Below are 15,841 nucleotides of genomic sequence, written 5' to 3' on the forward strand. Positions count from 1 at the left end.
AATCACGAGGGGTCAGTGGCAGGGACACTGACCCCTGTAGATGACCGTTGCATGCCCTCAGCCGGATGGCCTCATCGGGCCCTTTCCATCGTATACTCCGCTTTCGCATAGTCGTTCGACTAGCGGACGTTGGACAGATATACATTCAACTTCCGTTCGCTTAATCGTTGGGATAGCATCCTCTTTTCATGACGAACGCTCGGGGAGCGCCGTCGGAAAAGGTTTATACAGCGACTCAACTAGTCTCATGTGAACGATTTCGTTCGTTTGCACACTGATGAGTACGCTGTATCGGTCACTGTCGGTCAATGGGTTCTGTCTCCCCCTGAGGTGGCTGATACAGCTTGACAGAGACGTACCGGTTCAGAGTGATGTCCGCACTCGAATTGACAGATGATTCCCAGGACCGATGGCTAGTTTCACCCTCCTCGTCAGCACCCAGAAACGACCCGAGGCACGATACACATGAGTACAGACACTAGTACAAGTACACTTGAAGCGATAACCGCTGAACTTAAAGCCGAGATTCCTGATGAACTCACCATCTCGAAGGTCACGTACGAAGGCCCTGAACTGATTCTCTACACCGACACCCCACGAGAATTTGCTGAGCGGGATGGATTGATTCGCCAACTCGCGAGTACCGTCCGGAAACGAATCACCGTTCGGCCAGCCCCAGGCACCCAGACAAGTCCGGTGGATGCCGAGCCCCGTATACGCGATCTCATTCCGGACGCGGCGGGCATTACGAATCTCGAATTTTATCCCGAGACCGGTGAGGTCCTTATCGAAGCCGACAAGCCAGGGCTCGTTATTGGGAGTCGTGCCAGTACGCTCCGCGAAATCACGCAAGCTGTCGGCTGGACGCCAGAGGTCCTGCGCACACCACCGATGGAGTCATCGACGGTCGATAACGTGCGGAACTTCCTCAAACAAGAACGTGGCGACCGACGGCAGTTCCTTGAGCGCGTCGGCGAGCAGATTCATCGTGAGTCCAATCAGGACCCCGAGTGGGTTCGCGTGACGACGCTGGGCTGTTGCCGCGAAGTTGGGCGGGCGAGTTTCATCTTGAGTACGCCAGAAACACGAGTTCTCATCGATTGTGGTGATAAGCCCGGCGCCGAGGGCGAAGTGCCCTATCTGCAACTCCCGGAGGCGAACCCAATCGCCGACCTCGATGCAGTCGTCCTGACCCATGCACACCTCGATCATAGCGCCCTCCTCCCGCTTCTCTTCAAATACGGCTACGACGGCCCCGTTTATACGACGGAGGCGACACGGGACTTGATGGGCTTATTGCAACTGGACTATCTCGATGTGGCTGCAAAGGAGGGGCGCACACCGCCGTACGAGAGCGAGATGGTCCGCGAGGAACTCAAGCATACGATTCCGCTCGACTACGGCAATGTCACCGATATCGCCCCAAACATCAAACTCACGCTCCACAATGCGGGGCACATCCTCGGTAGTGCCGTTGCCCACTTCCACGTCGGTAGCGGGTTTCATAATCTCGTCTTTTCGGGTGACATCCACTATTCGGACACCCGCCTGTTCAACGGGGCTTCGAACGAGTTCCCGCGTGCCGAGACGCTCGTACTCGAATCGACCTACGGGCGGCGAAACGATTACCAGACGGATCAAGCAGATAGCGAACGGAAACTGATTACCCTTATCAACGACACGTACGAGGACGACGGAACGGTCGTCATCCCGGCCTTCGCTGTTGGGCGCTCGCAGGAACTCATGCTCGTCCTCGAAGAGGCGATGCGCAAGGGCAAGATTCCGACCATGCCGGTCTACCTCGATGGGATGATTCGCGAGGCAACGGCCATTCACACGGCGTATCCCGAGTTCCTGCGCGATGGGTTACGACAGCGGATTCTCCACGACGGCGATAATCCGTTCCTTGGGGACCAGTTCCAGCAAGTCGACGGCGGTGAGGAGATGCGCCACGCGATTGCTGCCGGTGACCCGTGCATCATCCTCTCGACGTCAGGGATGGTGTCTGGCGGGCCGATCATGTCGTGGCTCGAACTACTGGGCGGTGACCCGGAGAATCTGTTGCTGTTCGTGGGGTATCAGGCACAGGGGACACTCGGTCGGCGGATTCAACGTGGCGAACGCAGGATTCCGTTCAGTGACCGTCGACGCGAGAAAGAACTCACACTCCAGTTCCGCGTCGAATCAGTCAGCGGGTTCTCCGGGCATGCTGACCGAAACGGCCTCGAGGACTTCGTCAGGACAATGGATCCGCGTCCACACAAGATTCTCTGCGTCCACGGCGACGAATCAGCGACCGATCAGCTCTCATCAGCCCTCTACCAGAAATTTAATCTCAGGACGTTTGCCCCAAAGAACACGGAAACGTTCCGTCTTGAGTAACTTCCTGCGTCAGTTCGTAGCTGTAATCGGCGTGATGCTGTTCATCGGGACGAAATCTATTTATCGGTCACGACAAAAGGTGGAACCGTATTCAGGGCTCCGTCCCGTCCTTTCTCCACTCGCCCATCGGTTCGCCACCATGCAGGGGCGTCCTCCGATGGCACTGCTCTGAGATGCGCCGTGCCCACGGCGGTCCGTCCCCGGCGGTCGCTGGGTGTCCCTGACGGGGCTGGGCAGTACCTACCAGAGACACCACACCCATGACCCACGAAACAGACCTTCCGTGCGCCGACTGTGGGACAGCCCTCACCGAGCGAACCCGCCACGTTCAGGACCTTCCCATATCGACGCCGTGGCGTGGTACCGTCGACGTTGCTGAATGTCCGCTTTGTGGTGCGAGGTACTATCCGGAGCAAACCCTGACGCGACTGGCTGGATCACCACGTCGGCCACAGTCTCGGAGTGAGGGCTAACGACCATGGAGGACGTATCACAGCAACACGAAGACGGCGGTGACCCCATTATTGAGTCCTTCCCCGATGCAGTCGCAGCGGGCACAACGGTGTTGGTTGCTGGGACGATTGACCCGACAGAATATGCACTCTGTCTCCGTGCCCTCAGTCACTACAGCAGCGGCACTGATACGGCACTCGTCGTCACGACGACCGAAGGTGCATCACAGACCAGAGGCCAGTACGAACGCGTCTGTCCGAATGCTGACCCTCCACAACTCCGTCTGGTCGATATGGCGTCCGATCAGTATATCACGGCCCTCTACGAGGACCTTCCGACGATCTCTATCCCCGCACCAGATGACCTCGAACGCCTTGTCCTCGCCCTCTCTGAACTAGTCGAGACGAGCGGGCCAACACCAGGGCAGCGCCATCTCGTTATTCGCTCCCTCTCGCCAATTTTAGCTTCCAACCCCGTCGAACGGGTTTCCACGGTTCTCGATCGCATTTCCGGGCTTCGCACTCCAGGTGGACTTGGCCTCTTCGGCCTCGATTACACGGCTCATGACGAAGACACGATGGCGGAACTTGCCACCTGTGTCGATGGCATCCTCTGGGTGACCGAACAGCCTGATACTGGAATCGAGTTCGAGCTCCGATCGACGCGAGCACATCTCAACCGCCGTTAATTGGTGAGATCGAATGACTGATTCGCATACGGAACTGCCCGAAGGATGGGTTGAAGTACCACCCGCTGAGCAGCAGGAGTCCATCCTTTTCGAATATCAGTATCAGACCGACACTGAAACGACAGTTCTCGTCTCCGTGCTCACGCATGTGTCCGACGCACCACTTTACAAACTCCGGCTGTCGACGATTACACCGAGGGCAACGGTGACGCGACACGATTATCCCGTTGCGCAGTATGAAACGAAGGAGAAGGCGCGGACGAACGCGATTGCGTTCCTCCACCACGTGTCGGCTGCGCTCGAAAACGGAACGCTCTCACAGCAAGCACCGGACCCCGAGACGATTCAGTCACTCATTGCGGACTTCAGCAGTGATGGTCTCTTTCCCCGATTCCGCTCGCTCTCGCGCAAACTCCTATGAGGACAGGAGAAATACATTCACGTCTTAGTCCGAGTCGGGATACGGAACTGTGAGCGACTCCCCATCAGCAGGGATACAGACGTCTGTATTAACGAGTTCACTCGCTTCGGTTTCTAACTGTTCAGTCTCGTTTGAATAGCGGGATGAAATATGGGTCAGTGCGAGTCGGTCGACACCAGCTTGACGTGCGATCTCGGCAGCCTCTCGACTCGTCGAGTGCCCCGTCTGTTTGGCCCGGTTGCCCCGGTCGGACGCGAACATCGCTTCGTGGATGAGAAGATCCGCGTCCGTCGCAGCGGAAACCGTGGTGTCCGTCGGTCGGGTATCACCCGTATACACAACTCGACGTCCGGGCCGAGGGTCGCCAACCACCTGCTCCGGGTAGACGACCGTTCCATCATCAAGTTCGACAGGGGTGCCCTCATGGAGTTGTTGGAATTTTGGTCCAACGGGAACGCCAAGTTCTTCGGCCCGTTTACGATTGAATCGTCCTTTGCGCTGGGCCTCGATGAGCGCATATCCCACCGATATCGTTCGATGATTCGTTTCGAAGGCCCGAATCGTGTACTCGTCGCGGTCAACCGCAGCATCACCGGGACTGACTTCGTGAATGGGGACTGGATATATCGGATTCGTCTTCGTCGCCTTGAGCAAGTGTGCGACGGTATCGGCGGTTCCTGCTGGCGTGTAGATTGGAAGTGACGCTGTTCGTTCGTTAAAGTCCAACGTTTGGAGCAATCCCGGAAGTCCGAGTACGTGGTCGCCGTGCAGATGGGTCAGTAAGATCGCGTCGATATCGAAGCCGGTCGAAAAGCGCATCATCTGGCGTTGCGTCCCTTCCCCGACATCGAAGAGGAACCGCTCACCCTCGCGCCGAAGCAGGATCGCACTCGGATTCCGTTCGGTGGTGGGGATGGCTCCACTGGTTCCGAGAAAGGTGACGTCCATACCTGGGAGTACCAACTCGCGCGCCATACGAACTTCGGCATGACCGAGCACTCCCAGAACGTGCCTTCCCTTCTGGACCTCTTGTCGGTTAACGCCCAAACTCGAACGAGAACAGACCTTTGTTTACTGTGGAACCTGTACTCACCCTTGGCGGCGATGACGAATAGTTACCCCACTGAGCCCCTTGTGATGACGATGGCAACTGAGCCGCCACTTCCATTCAACGAGCATGCGTTGTATGGTCCACTGCCAATTAAATACGAGTTGCTCTGTAGCGGGTTAGCCTCGGCTGAGGACGTGCTGACAGACCGGACACATCTGGTTGCCGTCATTGGTTTCAAACTCGGATTCGCTCCCGGTCCAGCCGCACTCGGGGCATTGTGCGATCTCGGGCGTCATTCTACGTGGTTGTAGATTCTCTAATAGGATGTACCTTGGTATAACGTCGGAATCGTGTATCTGACGTGGCACTTCGTTGAATCACTGCCGAGCCACCAATGATGGCTCGGCCCAGTGGAAGAGTCTACTATTGGTGATCGAACTGCCAGGTGGTGCGTTCGACTTGATAGCTTCTGCAGTCAGGACAGACGTGATACTGGAGGTCGAACTCGGATTCACATCGTCGGCATTCATACGCCGACACGGCCTCTGTATCAGAATCCAATAGTGAACAGACGTCGTGGACAATTCCCACGGTTTCACCCTGTAGCGGCGCTTCAACGCCAATTGGCTTAACTATTACACATAATTCCATCAAATACTGGGGAACAGACTGGAATGACACAGATGGCGTACTGTCGACGAACACGGAGTTATAACAGGGGCGGACGTTCATATACGTCGAACTCATTTGTCCCAAACGCACGGAGTTCCTACAGATGCAACAACCCCTCCCGTCCTATGCAAAGGAGGTCTTGGAAACGCTCAAACCCCAAATCACGGCAGCAGATGGTCGACTCCCTATTGACGAGGCAAAGAAACGCCTTTCTGACGAGTTTGAACAGGCAACTGTTGAGGCCGCGTTGGAACAACTCCTCCAACGCGGCTACCTGTACGAAGTAAACGGTCAGTTACGAATCACCGAAGATCACATCTAAAGTCCAATTGCAGCGTATTCCCTGCGGAAATACTGATTCGTGGCTCTGTTGTACCAATATTTGTTCGACATCTTTCTACTGAAATAACCGTTAGGTAGGTGTGCGAACGGAGCAGGGACAACCATCACCGATGGCGTTCGCACGTTCTATCTCAAATTCCCCAGCGACACGACAGTCTTTAAAACGATCTACCTCCGTTGGAGTTGGAGGCGCACAACGTCAAAGTGCCTACGAACCGTCAATCCAGACAACCATGCACGTCAGTAGGTCTGCCTATCCATCGCCACTGGAGAGGACTGTGTCCGTCAACTGTACAAGCGGGGACCATTCATCTCGCCACGACGTTACCGGCGAGTGGTGCTCTCCCGCAGACACTCACTCAGAACGATGACCACTGAAAATCTCTTCTTTCTCGCTCTCGGGAGTCTCCTATTAATCTCGTCGATTATCGACCTCCTCTGGACGACGCTCTGGGCAAACGGTGGTGCAGGCCCCCTTTCCACCCGGTTGACAACCGGAGCCTGGCGTGGACTCCGGACGCTTGGCGGCGGCCAGACACGACTTCTCAATCTCGCTGGCCCAATCATTCTCACGTTGATGCTTACGATGTGGGTCGCGCTCATTTGGGGCGGGTGGACGTTCATCTTCGCTGGCGGTGAGAACGCGCTCACGGACACACGTGACACCGGCCCCATCAGCTGGGCGGAGCGTACGTACTTCGTCGCGTATTCGCTGTTCACGATGGGGAACGGCGATTTCACGCCAACAGACGGCATCTGGCAGATTGCAACGTCGCTCACAACGGCCAGCGGGATGCTGTTCGTGACAATGGGCGTCTCATACGTCCTGTCGGTGCTCGGCGCGGTCGTCGATAAACGCTCGTTCGCTTCGACAGTCACTGGAATCGGAACACGAAGTGAAGCGTTCGTCCGAGATGGCTGGAATGGCGAGGACCTCAGCGAACTTGATCTCCCACTCGATACGCTGGCGTCCGACGTAGGTCGTCTCGCCAAGCAACACAAGGCCTACCCGATACTACACTATTACCACAGCAACGAGGAAGACGACGCCTCGGCGTTGGCCGTCGCTATTTTCGACGAGGCACTCACTATGCTCCGGTTCGGCGTTCCCGAGGACCATCGACCGAACACTCCCCTCCTCAATACTGCACGGTCGAGCACACAGGCCTACCTTCAGACGCTCCATTCCATGGGCATCCAACCTGCTGACGAAACCCCCCCGCCTCCTGATTTAGACTGCCTTCGTGAGGCAGGTGTCCCCACGGTTTCGGATGAAGAGTTCGCCCAGGCCCTCGACGAGCTGAGCGAGCGTCGGCGAAAACTGCTCGGGGCCGTCACCGCCGATGCATGGTACTGGCCATCTGAAAACAATGAGTAGTGTCAACTTCTTCTTTGCCGGCTGGGAGACAGTCCTCCGAGTCATCGTCGTTGGCATTGCGATGTATGTGTCTCTCGTCGTGTTCCTCCGCCTCTCGGGAAGTCGAACGATTGCGAGCATGAACGTCTTCGACTTCATCGTGACCGTCGCGCTTGGGGCGGTGTTCGGTCGGGCCCTCACGGCCAATTCTGTTGCACTCGCGGAGGCTCTCACTGCCTTCGCACTCCTCATCGTCCTACAATACACCGTTGCGTGGCTCCAGACGCGATGGCCTCGGTTCGAACAAGCGGTTACGAACGACTCAACGCTGCTCTACTTCCATGGGGAGTTCCTTCAGGATGCGATGCGTGATCAGCGCGTGACTGAGAACGAGCTACGGGGGGCCGTTCAGAAAGAGAACGTCGGTTCGATGGATGAAGTCGAAGCGCTCGTCCTTGAGTCAGACGGCAAGGTTTTGGTTATCACTTCGGTCGGGGACGGCTCGACTCTCGGGCGGATCATCTCCGACGAACGAACGACGCAGTCTCTCAGTGAGCCATGAACGGGCTATACAGCTGGCTCCTCCTCTTCGGCCTGGTCGTCTTGCTCTTGGGGGTGTTCACGAAGTGGTTCCAGAAACGGTGGTACCTTACCGAACCACTCACTGGCGTCGCCCTCGGTGTAATCCTCGGCCCGGCGGGGCTGGGTCTGTTGAGTCTCTCCGCCACCGGTGACCAAACCCAACTTCTTCAGGAGGTCTCGCGGGTGACTCTCGCCGTCGCGGACATGGGCGTCGCGTTGCGTCTTCCAAGCGGGTATCCGTTGAAGAACTGGCGGTCGCTTGCGGTCGTCCTGGGTCTCGGCATGGTTCTGATGATGGCGGTGAGCGGCCTCCTCGTGTGGGGGCTTCTCAGCGTCTCGTTCTGGGTGGCGATGCTCATCGGGGCCACAGTCGCATCGACCGACCCGATCGTCGCCACGACCATCGTGACCGGCGACATCGCGGAGAAGTACGTGCCTGAACGAGTCCGTCACTTCATCTCCGCTGAGTCGGGTGCCAATGACGGAGCCGTGTATCCCCTGGTTTTGCTCCCGATACTTGTCCTAACACAACCACAGGGAGAGGTCATTTCGCAGTGGCTCGTCAACGTGATTGGATGGCAAATCGGTGGCGCTGTGCTCCTCGGCGCGATTCTCGGGTACGGTTCGTCGAGACTCCTGACGTGGACTGAATCTGTGGGTATCGTCGAGAAGGGGACCTTCCTCGCGTATACCTTCGCGCTTACCTTCGTCGTCTTAGGTGCGGCTCGTCTGCTCGGGGTTGACGGGGTCTTAGCTGCGTTCGTCGCTGGCATTGCCTACCGGATGGGACCCGGTACTGATGAGCCGACAGAAGAAGCACAGATACAGCAGGCAATGACGAAGTTTTTCGTCCTCCCGGCATTTGTCTTCGTGGGCCTGGCGATACCGTGGGACGCGTGGCTGGAACTTGGTTGGCGTGGACTCTTACTTGCAGTGCTGATTCTACTCCTTCGGCGACCGCCCGTCATCCTGGGATTATCTCGGTGGTTCCGGCCCCTCCACACGCGAAAGGAGAAGGTGTTTACTGCTTGGTTCGGTCCAATCGGGATTTCGACGCTCTTCTATGCGATGCTCGCTGAACGACAGACCGGGTTGGACAGTATCTGGCCGGTCGCATCGCTCTTGTTGTGCGCTTCCCTCGTCGCACACGGCCTCTCGGCCACGCCGTTCTCCCACCGGATGGAAGGTGGTGAAGGCGGCGACACGTCTTCTGAATCAGGACGTCCCTGATACCCTACTGATACAAATGCTACGTGAAGAGTGGAGAACGACAAGAGCTATCCCGCCACCAATCGTAATAAGGGACGTGAGAGGGCTGAGTGCCACGACCAAAGCGACGGATCACCTAGAAGAGGCACTTGATGCAGAAAACGTGGAAGAAAAAGACTTCCATATCAGACAGTCGTTACAGCTGATCGACATAGGGTCATCCTCGTAGCTCTCTTTTGGCCACTAGCCGTTCAATGGTGGGTGTTGGTCTCCTTATTCAGTCCGGGTAAGTTCCGGTTCTGCGTCATCACGTTCACCGTCGTAGACTAATTCGTACGTTGTCACCCCGTCAGACGTTTGTATCTCAACTTCCGTGCGTTTCATTCCTTCTACAAATGAATAGTGAATTGAGAGTTCTACCGGATGGTCAAACGTCTGGACGATCGTATCGATTGCTTCCTGTAATTGTGCGGCTTTCGGTGACTGCGGTGTACGCTTTTCCGTCATTTGTGCCCCTTTTACTATACTCTTCCCTCACTGTTCCGATTCTACGTCTGAGTCGCACACCTAGTTAGATTGTCCATGAAGGAAGAGAACTGCTCGTCTGCGTGGCGAACCTGCGTTCTGCTATTCGAGGTTCGGGACCTCATCTTCGACCCGCCCGGAGAGTTCGACTTCAACTTCCAGCTCCGGTTCGCCGTCGCCTTCGAACTCGATATCCAACTCGATCGGCTCACCAAACGCGAACGGCAGCTCCCAGTCGTCACCCGTGATGGTAATCTCGTCGGAATCATGGAACTGCTCGCCCAGCTCGATCAGGAACTCGCCAGCGTCCTCTGCACTGATATAGTACTCCTCCTCGAAGTAGCCATCCGTGATCGTGCTCATCTTCGCTTCCTCGTCTTCGGCGGGCACTTCAGGCATGGTTCAGCCGGGAGTTAGCCTTCGACACGGATAAGTATTCTTTGGAAGATTATCTCCACTATGGATTCACTCGAGATACTCGGGTCGAAAGCTCGACTCGACATCCTCCGAGTCCTTTCACGGCGGGATATGTACGTGTCCGAGCTGATGGAGGAAGTCGGGATGGATGGCAAAACAGCCACCCATCACCTCGATGTGTTGGTGGATGGTGGCCTCCTTGAATCGTATACGGAGGGGCGTCGTCGATACTTTTCGCTAGTCCGTGAGGTTCGGTTTGAGGTTTCGCCCACCGAATCGCCGGTTTGTCGTCCAGTTTCCAGAACAGGAAGAGATATGATGTTCCTCGAACGCCGGAAAGAAACGGTCGGTCCAGACACGTACTGAGGAACTGGCTCACATGATCGTTCCGTGAAGAGGCGTTTAGCTGGTATAGGCGTCGATAATCTCGTCGAGTGTTTTTCCGCGTCTTGATCGTCCTTAGACTCCGGCGGTCGGCTGTCGCCCGTTTCCGTCTCTTGCGCTGCCACGGTTGCGCCGCTCAGCTGAGAAGGCATATAACGGGTTATGCGATCGAACAGTATTATGGTTCAGGATACTTCACCCGTAGGTTACCCCATATCCATGTATCACGATGCTCACTTCGAGAGGTTTTTATCCGAACTTGTGTGTATTTTCGCGTATGCCGCGGGAGTTCATTTCTGAATACGGCCTCGACCCGGGAGACTACGTCCAACAACTCGTCGATCAATTTCGTGACCGCTGTCCGAAATTCAGTGAGCAACCAATTGAGGAAGCGATTTTCGTCGACGACGGCCCCATTGACTATCTCGTCTGGTTCGCGCTCGACGATTACGAGCATCACACCTTCTTCTACCACGATGACAACCCCAACCAAGACGTCGTCCGCCGATTTATCTTCCTCTCGCCTTCTGAGCAGGAGATGCTGGAGTTCAAAGCTCTCCTGCAGAAGTACTACGGCGTGTACACCGAACTCAAGATTGCGAGGCTCCTCGAACTCCGGGATACGTATCGTCCACAGGTCGGTGAGCGCCCACGGCTAAATCTCGGTATCTGTCACAACCCGGAGGACGACCGAGTTGTCTCTGGCGTGAGCGGCATACCACGTCCCCATGAACAGGACATCTTCGACGACGCTGCCAAAATCGTCCCCGACAAGAACTTGGAGAAGTTCATCACGCGAACGGTCCAAACAGTTCATACACAAGTCGAAGAGAAAGCAGATCGTCACACAATCTCTGCGGACATTAGAACGGTGTTGGAGGATGATCCGGATTTCAGTTTGGAAACGACGAAACCGCTTCCGAAAGGGATTCACCCGAAGTACACGGAGCACGAGGCCGAGCTCTGGCAAAAGCCTGCGTCACGCGTCGAGTACATGGAGGGGTCTCAAGGGTTCCTCCAGATTTGGATTCCGACGGACGAAGACGAGATCGCGCTCGTGAATGCGACGGCGGGCAAGTACGACCGCGAGACAATCGTCGATGCAATACGGGACAGATTCGAAGCAACAGTCGCCTGAACTGGGTTATCTACTTACGCACTCTTTCGGACATCCTCCGCGATTCGTTCAAGTACCTCGTATTCTCGTTGGGAGTACGCAATGACTCGGACGTCGGACAGTGCCGTCGGCTGGTAGTCCCGGATTGCCTCACAGACGAGTCGAGCTCCATCTTCGAACTCGTAACCAGCGGCTCCCGTCCCGAGGATTGGGATCACGAGCGACTCACAACCGAGATCATCGGCCTTCGCCAGCGAATTCCGTGTCGCTTCACGGATACTCTCTGCCGTCGCCTGGCCGTCGCCGTAGTGGGGCATCGCTGCCGCGTGAATGACGTACTCGGCGTCCAACTCGTATGCGTCAGTGACGGCGACCGCGCCGAGTTCGACAGGGCCCTTGGAGACGGCCTCGTCGTTGATTGGTCCGTTCGCGCCCCGGCGAAGCGCACCGGCGACCCCGCTTCCCATCTGGAGACTGGTCCCTGCGGCGTTCACAAGTCCATCGGCCTCTTGTGATGCGATATCACCTTGAACGACTGTGAACTCCATACGAACACTCTCTATGCCGGTCCTCAAAAACGGGAGGGGGTCTGATATTACATTGAACAGTACCATATGAGAGATACGTGGCAGAGAGAATCCAACCGAACTTGATCTCTTTTGGTGCGAACAGAGTATTGAACAACCGGATTTCCTCGTGGATTGGTTCCAAGGTCCAATCGAACGATTTTAGTCTTCGACGCTCCTATGAACGCATATGGGTTTTGGGAGTTACGATGAATCCGAGCAACAGAATCAGGAGGTCAACACTGACGACGACGGCGAAGGCGTGAGCGTTCACGAAAACGACCACGAAGGCGAACTCAAATTTGAAACGGGTGCCTCGACCGACGACCTCGTCGACAAACTCCAGGACATCAAAGACGACACCGAAGACGAGTAACTGAAACACTCGGGAAATCCGTGGCCCCCATGGCAGAGTAGAATTTCACTCGCCTACGTCCTACACTCGGTTTTCAGCTAGTCCTTTCAGTATTTCCTATAAAAAACGCACCTCGTGTACCCCTACCCGAGGTATCTCGAAGGATGTATGGAGTGTAGTAAATACTTTCTGTTCCCAAATGGGTTCATTGAATGGCCCAACCAAACTGGATACCGTAACCGTTGTTGGCAACAGTAGCTCGATCGTCGCTGTTCTCAATCCGTAACTGTTAACCGGCTGTGGTAGCTACGTTGAACCGTCACGGCGACTCGCTCTTTGGACGGTTCTGACGGTAGCGATAGCGGTGTCCGATGAGGCCATTCGGCTGAGGACAGGACGCAGAACGGTTCCCCACGACCAATCAGGCGCGCTCGTTGTGGGGCCTTCTGCTCTTTTGCCACTCGCAACGCAACTCGACTGCCTGAGCCTCTGACATACCCTTCTTTCTAGGGCACAACGGCGGGAGTAGGACAGTTTTGCGGTTCTCGGGTGGCAGTACATTTTGGAAGTTGTTCATCCCTGTTCAGCGGTGACGATTCTATGAATTGGGGTGCCCTTGTTGTCAGTAAGGACTCAAGAGGTTTTTTCCGTGCCCGGAGTATCTACGACGTATGAGCGAAAACGCAGACCGTCGAAATCTTCGCATGCCGACTGACGACGAGTTATTCGGCGTCGTGACCGAACACAACGGCGGAAACCACGTCTGCGTCCGGTGTGAAGACGGGAAGAATCGAATGGGCCGCATCCCCGGGCGGATGAAGTACCGCGTCTGGATCGAACAAGACAATGTCGTCCTCGTCGAACCCTGGGACTGGCAGGACGAGAAGGCCAACGTCGAATGGCGCTACAACCAACAGGATGCCGACCAGCTCCGCGCTGAAGGTCACATCGAATAGGCCGTCCCGCTTTTACAGGACGAACTTTGCGTTCAAACCTGGTCGGTTAGCGCTGTAGGCGAGACGCAAGTCGTAGTCACAGAGATCCTAACTAGCACCGAGGGTTAACGGAACCCTCGTGGTCCACTGACACTGCCGTCATCGAGTTGGCCATTCTCGAAGTCGTCCGTGATACGTTCGTACCGTGTTTCGACTGTCTCTGTCATGGTCGGACGAACATCCGCAATTGCCTTGCTGAAATGATGCAGTGCAACCTCTGATGGCTCCGCCTGTTCACGCAACGCTTTGATTGCTGCTTCTTGGGCGACCGCTTCGATGTCACTTCCGACGTACCCTTCAGTCATCTCTGCGAGGTCTCGGAAACTCACGTCCGATGCGAGTGGTGTGTCATCTGTCTGTACCTTGAAGATCTGTGTACGTCCCTCAACGTCCGGTGCGCCAACGTTGACGAGTCGATCGAATCGACTGGTCCGCAGGATTGCTTCGTCGAGCATATCCGGGCGGTTCGTTGCCCCGACCACCATGACGTCCTCTAGCGGTTGGATTCCATCGAGTTCGGTCAGGAGTTGATTGACGAGTCGATCCGAGCTCTCCCCACCCAATCCCTGTGAACGGCCAGCTGCAAGGCTATCGAGTTCGTCGAAGAAAACGACCGCCGGTGCAGACTCTCGTGCTTTCCGGAACGTGTCGCGGATCGCCGCTTCGGACTCCCCCGTCCATTTTGAGAGTATTTCGGGACCCCGAACCGGGATGAAGTTCGCGTCAGCTTCGTTCGCAACGACTTTCGCGAGCAGGGTCTTCCCCGTCCCCGGTGGTCCGTAGAGAAGCACTCCCGTGACCGAATCGATTCCCAACCGATCGAATTTCTCTGGCGACTGGAGCGACCATACGATGCTCTCTCGGAGGGCCTGCTTCGCGTCCCGGAGCCCGCCGACGTCGTCCCACGTTACGTCTGGGAGTTCGACGCGCACGTCACGTAACGCGGAGGGCTTGATCTCGCTGAGAACGCTGTCGAAATCGGTCGTGGTCACGCTCATGCGATCGAGGAGTGCCGGTGGAATCTCCGCGTCCTCCTCGTCGTCGAGGTCAATATCTGGCAGATACCGTCGGAGTGCGTGCATCGCTGCCTCTTTCGCCAGTGATGCAATGTCTGCGCCGACGAATCCGTGGGTGTCGGCAGCGAGCTGGTCGAGGTCAACGTCGTCGGCAAGTGGCATGCCACGCGTGTGGATTTGAAGAATTTCCTCCCGGTCGTGTGCGCTGGGTACGCCGATTTCGATTTCGCGGTCGAATCGTCCGGGACGCCGAAGTGCGGGATCAATCGCGTCAGGTCGATTCGTCGCGCCGATTACGACGACGTCACCGCGATTTTCGAGGCCGTCCATCAACGGGAGGAGTTGGGCAACGACGCGTCGTTCGACCTCGCCAGTCACGTCGTTACGCGTGGGCGCAATCGAATCGAGTTCATCGAGGAAGATGATGGCTGGCGGGTTATCGCTAGCAGACGCGAATATTTCGCGGAGTTCCTCCTCGGATTCGCCGTAGTACTTGGAGATGATTTCCGGACCGGCAATCGAGTGGAATGAAGCGTCGGTTTCGTTGGCGACCGCCTTTGCGAGTAACGTTTTTCCGGTACCCGGTGGCCCGTGCAACAGGACACCCTTTGGTGCCTCGATGCCCAGCTTTCGGAACACCGTGGGATGGGCAATTGGAAGTTCGATCATCTCACGGACGCGTTCGACTTCGTTTTCGAGCCCGCCGATCTCCTCGTATGTGATGATGTTGTGGTCGTCTGTCGTGGATTGGTCGGTCACTGGTGTTTCACGAATGGTGATGCTCGTTTTCTCGGTGATTTTACCGGTCTGGTTGGGCTTGATTTCGAGTGCGATGAGCGAAAGCGTCTCGCCCGGTGTTTGGACGAACGGCTGGTCGGAGGAATCGACCGGAACGAGGTCATCTTCACTGACGGGCCGATTACGGAGTTGGTGTTCGATGAGACCTGCGACATTCGGGCCGATGGGAACGTGGACCTCCTCTGTCGGTGCCAAGATGATGTGCCTGATAGCCCCGAGAGTGGCCTTCTGCACCGTAACGTGATCGCCGAGCGTGACGTCGGCGTTTTGTCTCGTAAACCCGTCAATACGGATCGTTTCGTCGTTCCAGTCCTCGAAGTCGGTCTGCTGGACCTTCGCAACGGTCGTAGTACTGCCCTCGATGGTCACGAACCCACCGGGCGTGAGCTGTAGTTCCTCAAGCACGGTAGGGGCCAGTCGGGCAACTCCCTGTCCGGTATCGTTTGCATATGCTTGCTTGACTTGGAGTTGGATGTCGCTCATGCTCTCACGCGATTCAAATGCAGGTACG

The 15,841-nt window shown here is 56.4% G+C and carries 15 protein-coding genes; 11 read left to right on the top strand and 4 right to left on the bottom strand.

Going from position 1 to position 15,841, the window contains the following annotated elements; all coding sequences use genetic code 11:
• The first annotated feature begins 465 nt into the window (after positions 1–465).
• The 3 genes from M0R88_RS15440 to M0R88_RS15450 all read left to right on the top strand — a co-directional run bounded on the left by M0R88_RS15440 (position 466) and on the right by M0R88_RS15450 (position 3,944).
• Positions 466–2,382 (top strand): beta-CASP ribonuclease aCPSF1, encoded by a 1,917-nt coding sequence (locus M0R88_RS15440; RefSeq protein ID WP_248649932.1) that lies wholly within the window; start codon positions 466–468, stop codon positions 2,380–2,382.
• Between the two features lie 478 nt (positions 2,383–2,860).
• Positions 2,861–3,523 carry a DUF7504 family protein gene (locus tag M0R88_RS15445; RefSeq protein ID WP_248649933.1) on the top strand — a complete coding sequence of 221 codons (663 nt, stop codon included), beginning with the start codon at positions 2,861–2,863 and terminating at the stop codon, positions 3,521–3,523.
• A 13-nt stretch (positions 3,524–3,536) separates the two neighbouring features.
• Positions 3,537–3,944, top strand: a complete 408-nt coding sequence (locus tag M0R88_RS15450; RefSeq protein WP_248649934.1) for a hypothetical protein — start codon at positions 3,537–3,539, stop codon at positions 3,942–3,944.
• Positions 3,945–3,968: 24 nt separating this feature from the next.
• Here the strand turns inward: M0R88_RS15450 and rnz are convergent, their stop codons facing one another.
• The gene (gene rnz, locus M0R88_RS15455) at positions 3,969–4,892 is read right to left on the bottom strand and encodes a ribonuclease Z (RefSeq protein WP_248649935.1); all 924 of its coding nucleotides are present in this window, start codon (positions 4,890–4,892) and stop codon (positions 3,969–3,971) included.
• A gap of 878 nt (positions 4,893–5,770) precedes the next feature.
• Here rnz and M0R88_RS15460 point away from each other — a divergent pair.
• The 4 genes from M0R88_RS15460 to M0R88_RS15475 all read left to right on the top strand — a co-directional run bounded on the left by M0R88_RS15460 (position 5,771) and on the right by M0R88_RS15475 (position 9,178).
• Positions 5,771–5,989 carry a hypothetical protein gene (locus M0R88_RS15460; RefSeq protein ID WP_248649936.1) on the top strand — a complete coding sequence of 73 codons (219 nt, stop codon included), beginning with the start codon at positions 5,771–5,773 and terminating at the stop codon, positions 5,987–5,989.
• A 357-nt stretch (positions 5,990–6,346) separates the two neighbouring features.
• Positions 6,347–7,387 (top strand): ion channel, encoded by a 1,041-nt coding sequence (locus M0R88_RS15465; RefSeq protein WP_248649937.1) that lies wholly within the window; start codon positions 6,347–6,349, stop codon positions 7,385–7,387.
• Positions 7,380–7,928: a DUF421 domain-containing protein gene (locus tag M0R88_RS15470; RefSeq protein WP_248649938.1), complete on the top strand. Its 549-nt coding sequence runs from the start codon at positions 7,380–7,382 to the stop codon at positions 7,926–7,928. The genes M0R88_RS15465 and M0R88_RS15470 overlap by 8 nt, the downstream gene beginning before the upstream one ends.
• Positions 7,925–9,178: a cation:proton antiporter domain-containing protein gene (locus tag M0R88_RS15475; RefSeq protein WP_248649939.1), complete on the top strand. Its 1,254-nt coding sequence runs from the start codon at positions 7,925–7,927 to the stop codon at positions 9,176–9,178. The genes M0R88_RS15470 and M0R88_RS15475 overlap by 4 nt, the downstream gene beginning before the upstream one ends.
• Positions 9,179–9,784: 606 nt before the next feature.
• Here M0R88_RS15475 and M0R88_RS15480 read toward each other — a convergent pair.
• Positions 9,785–10,081, bottom strand: a complete 297-nt coding sequence (locus M0R88_RS15480; protein WP_248649940.1) for an amphi-Trp domain-containing protein — start codon at positions 10,079–10,081, stop codon at positions 9,785–9,787.
• Between the two features lie 60 nt (positions 10,082–10,141).
• Here M0R88_RS15480 and M0R88_RS15485 point away from each other — a divergent pair, with 60 nt between their 5' ends.
• Both M0R88_RS15485 and M0R88_RS15490 read left to right on the top strand, forming a co-directional pair.
• Complete coding sequence (locus M0R88_RS15485) at positions 10,142–10,465, top strand: winged helix-turn-helix domain-containing protein (protein ID WP_248654382.1); 324 nt, start codon at positions 10,142–10,144, stop codon at positions 10,463–10,465.
• Positions 10,466–10,760: 295 nt separating this feature from the next.
• Positions 10,761–11,621: a hypothetical protein gene (locus M0R88_RS15490; protein WP_248649942.1), complete on the top strand. Its 861-nt coding sequence runs from the start codon at positions 10,761–10,763 to the stop codon at positions 11,619–11,621.
• Positions 11,622–11,635: 14 nt separating this feature from the next.
• Here M0R88_RS15490 and M0R88_RS15495 read toward each other — a convergent pair whose 3' ends face one another.
• The gene (locus tag M0R88_RS15495) at positions 11,636–12,148 is read right to left on the bottom strand and encodes a macro domain-containing protein (RefSeq protein ID WP_248649943.1); all 513 of its coding nucleotides are present in this window, start codon (positions 12,146–12,148) and stop codon (positions 11,636–11,638) included.
• A 208-nt stretch (positions 12,149–12,356) separates the two neighbouring features.
• On the opposite strand from M0R88_RS15495, the gene M0R88_RS15500 reads away from it, so the two are divergent.
• Positions 12,357–12,542 (top strand): DUF5786 family protein, encoded by a 186-nt coding sequence (locus tag M0R88_RS15500; protein WP_248649944.1) that lies wholly within the window; start codon positions 12,357–12,359, stop codon positions 12,540–12,542.
• 650 nt (positions 12,543–13,192) lie between these two features.
• Positions 13,193–13,477, top strand: coding sequence for a translation initiation factor eIF-1A (locus M0R88_RS15505; protein WP_256468568.1), 285 nt, complete (start codon positions 13,193–13,195; stop codon positions 13,475–13,477).
• Positions 13,478–13,581: 104 nt separating this feature from the next.
• Here the strand turns inward: M0R88_RS15505 and M0R88_RS15510 are convergent, their stop codons facing one another.
• The gene (locus tag M0R88_RS15510) at positions 13,582–15,813 is read right to left on the bottom strand and encodes a CDC48 family AAA ATPase (protein ID WP_248649945.1); all 2,232 of its coding nucleotides are present in this window, start codon (positions 15,811–15,813) and stop codon (positions 13,582–13,584) included.
• Between the last annotated feature and the right edge of the window lie 28 nt (positions 15,814–15,841).

It is taken from the genome of Halorussus gelatinilyticus (assembly GCF_023238445.1).
GTDB lineage: Archaea > Halobacteriota > Halobacteria > Halobacteriales > Haladaptataceae > Halorussus > Halorussus gelatinilyticus.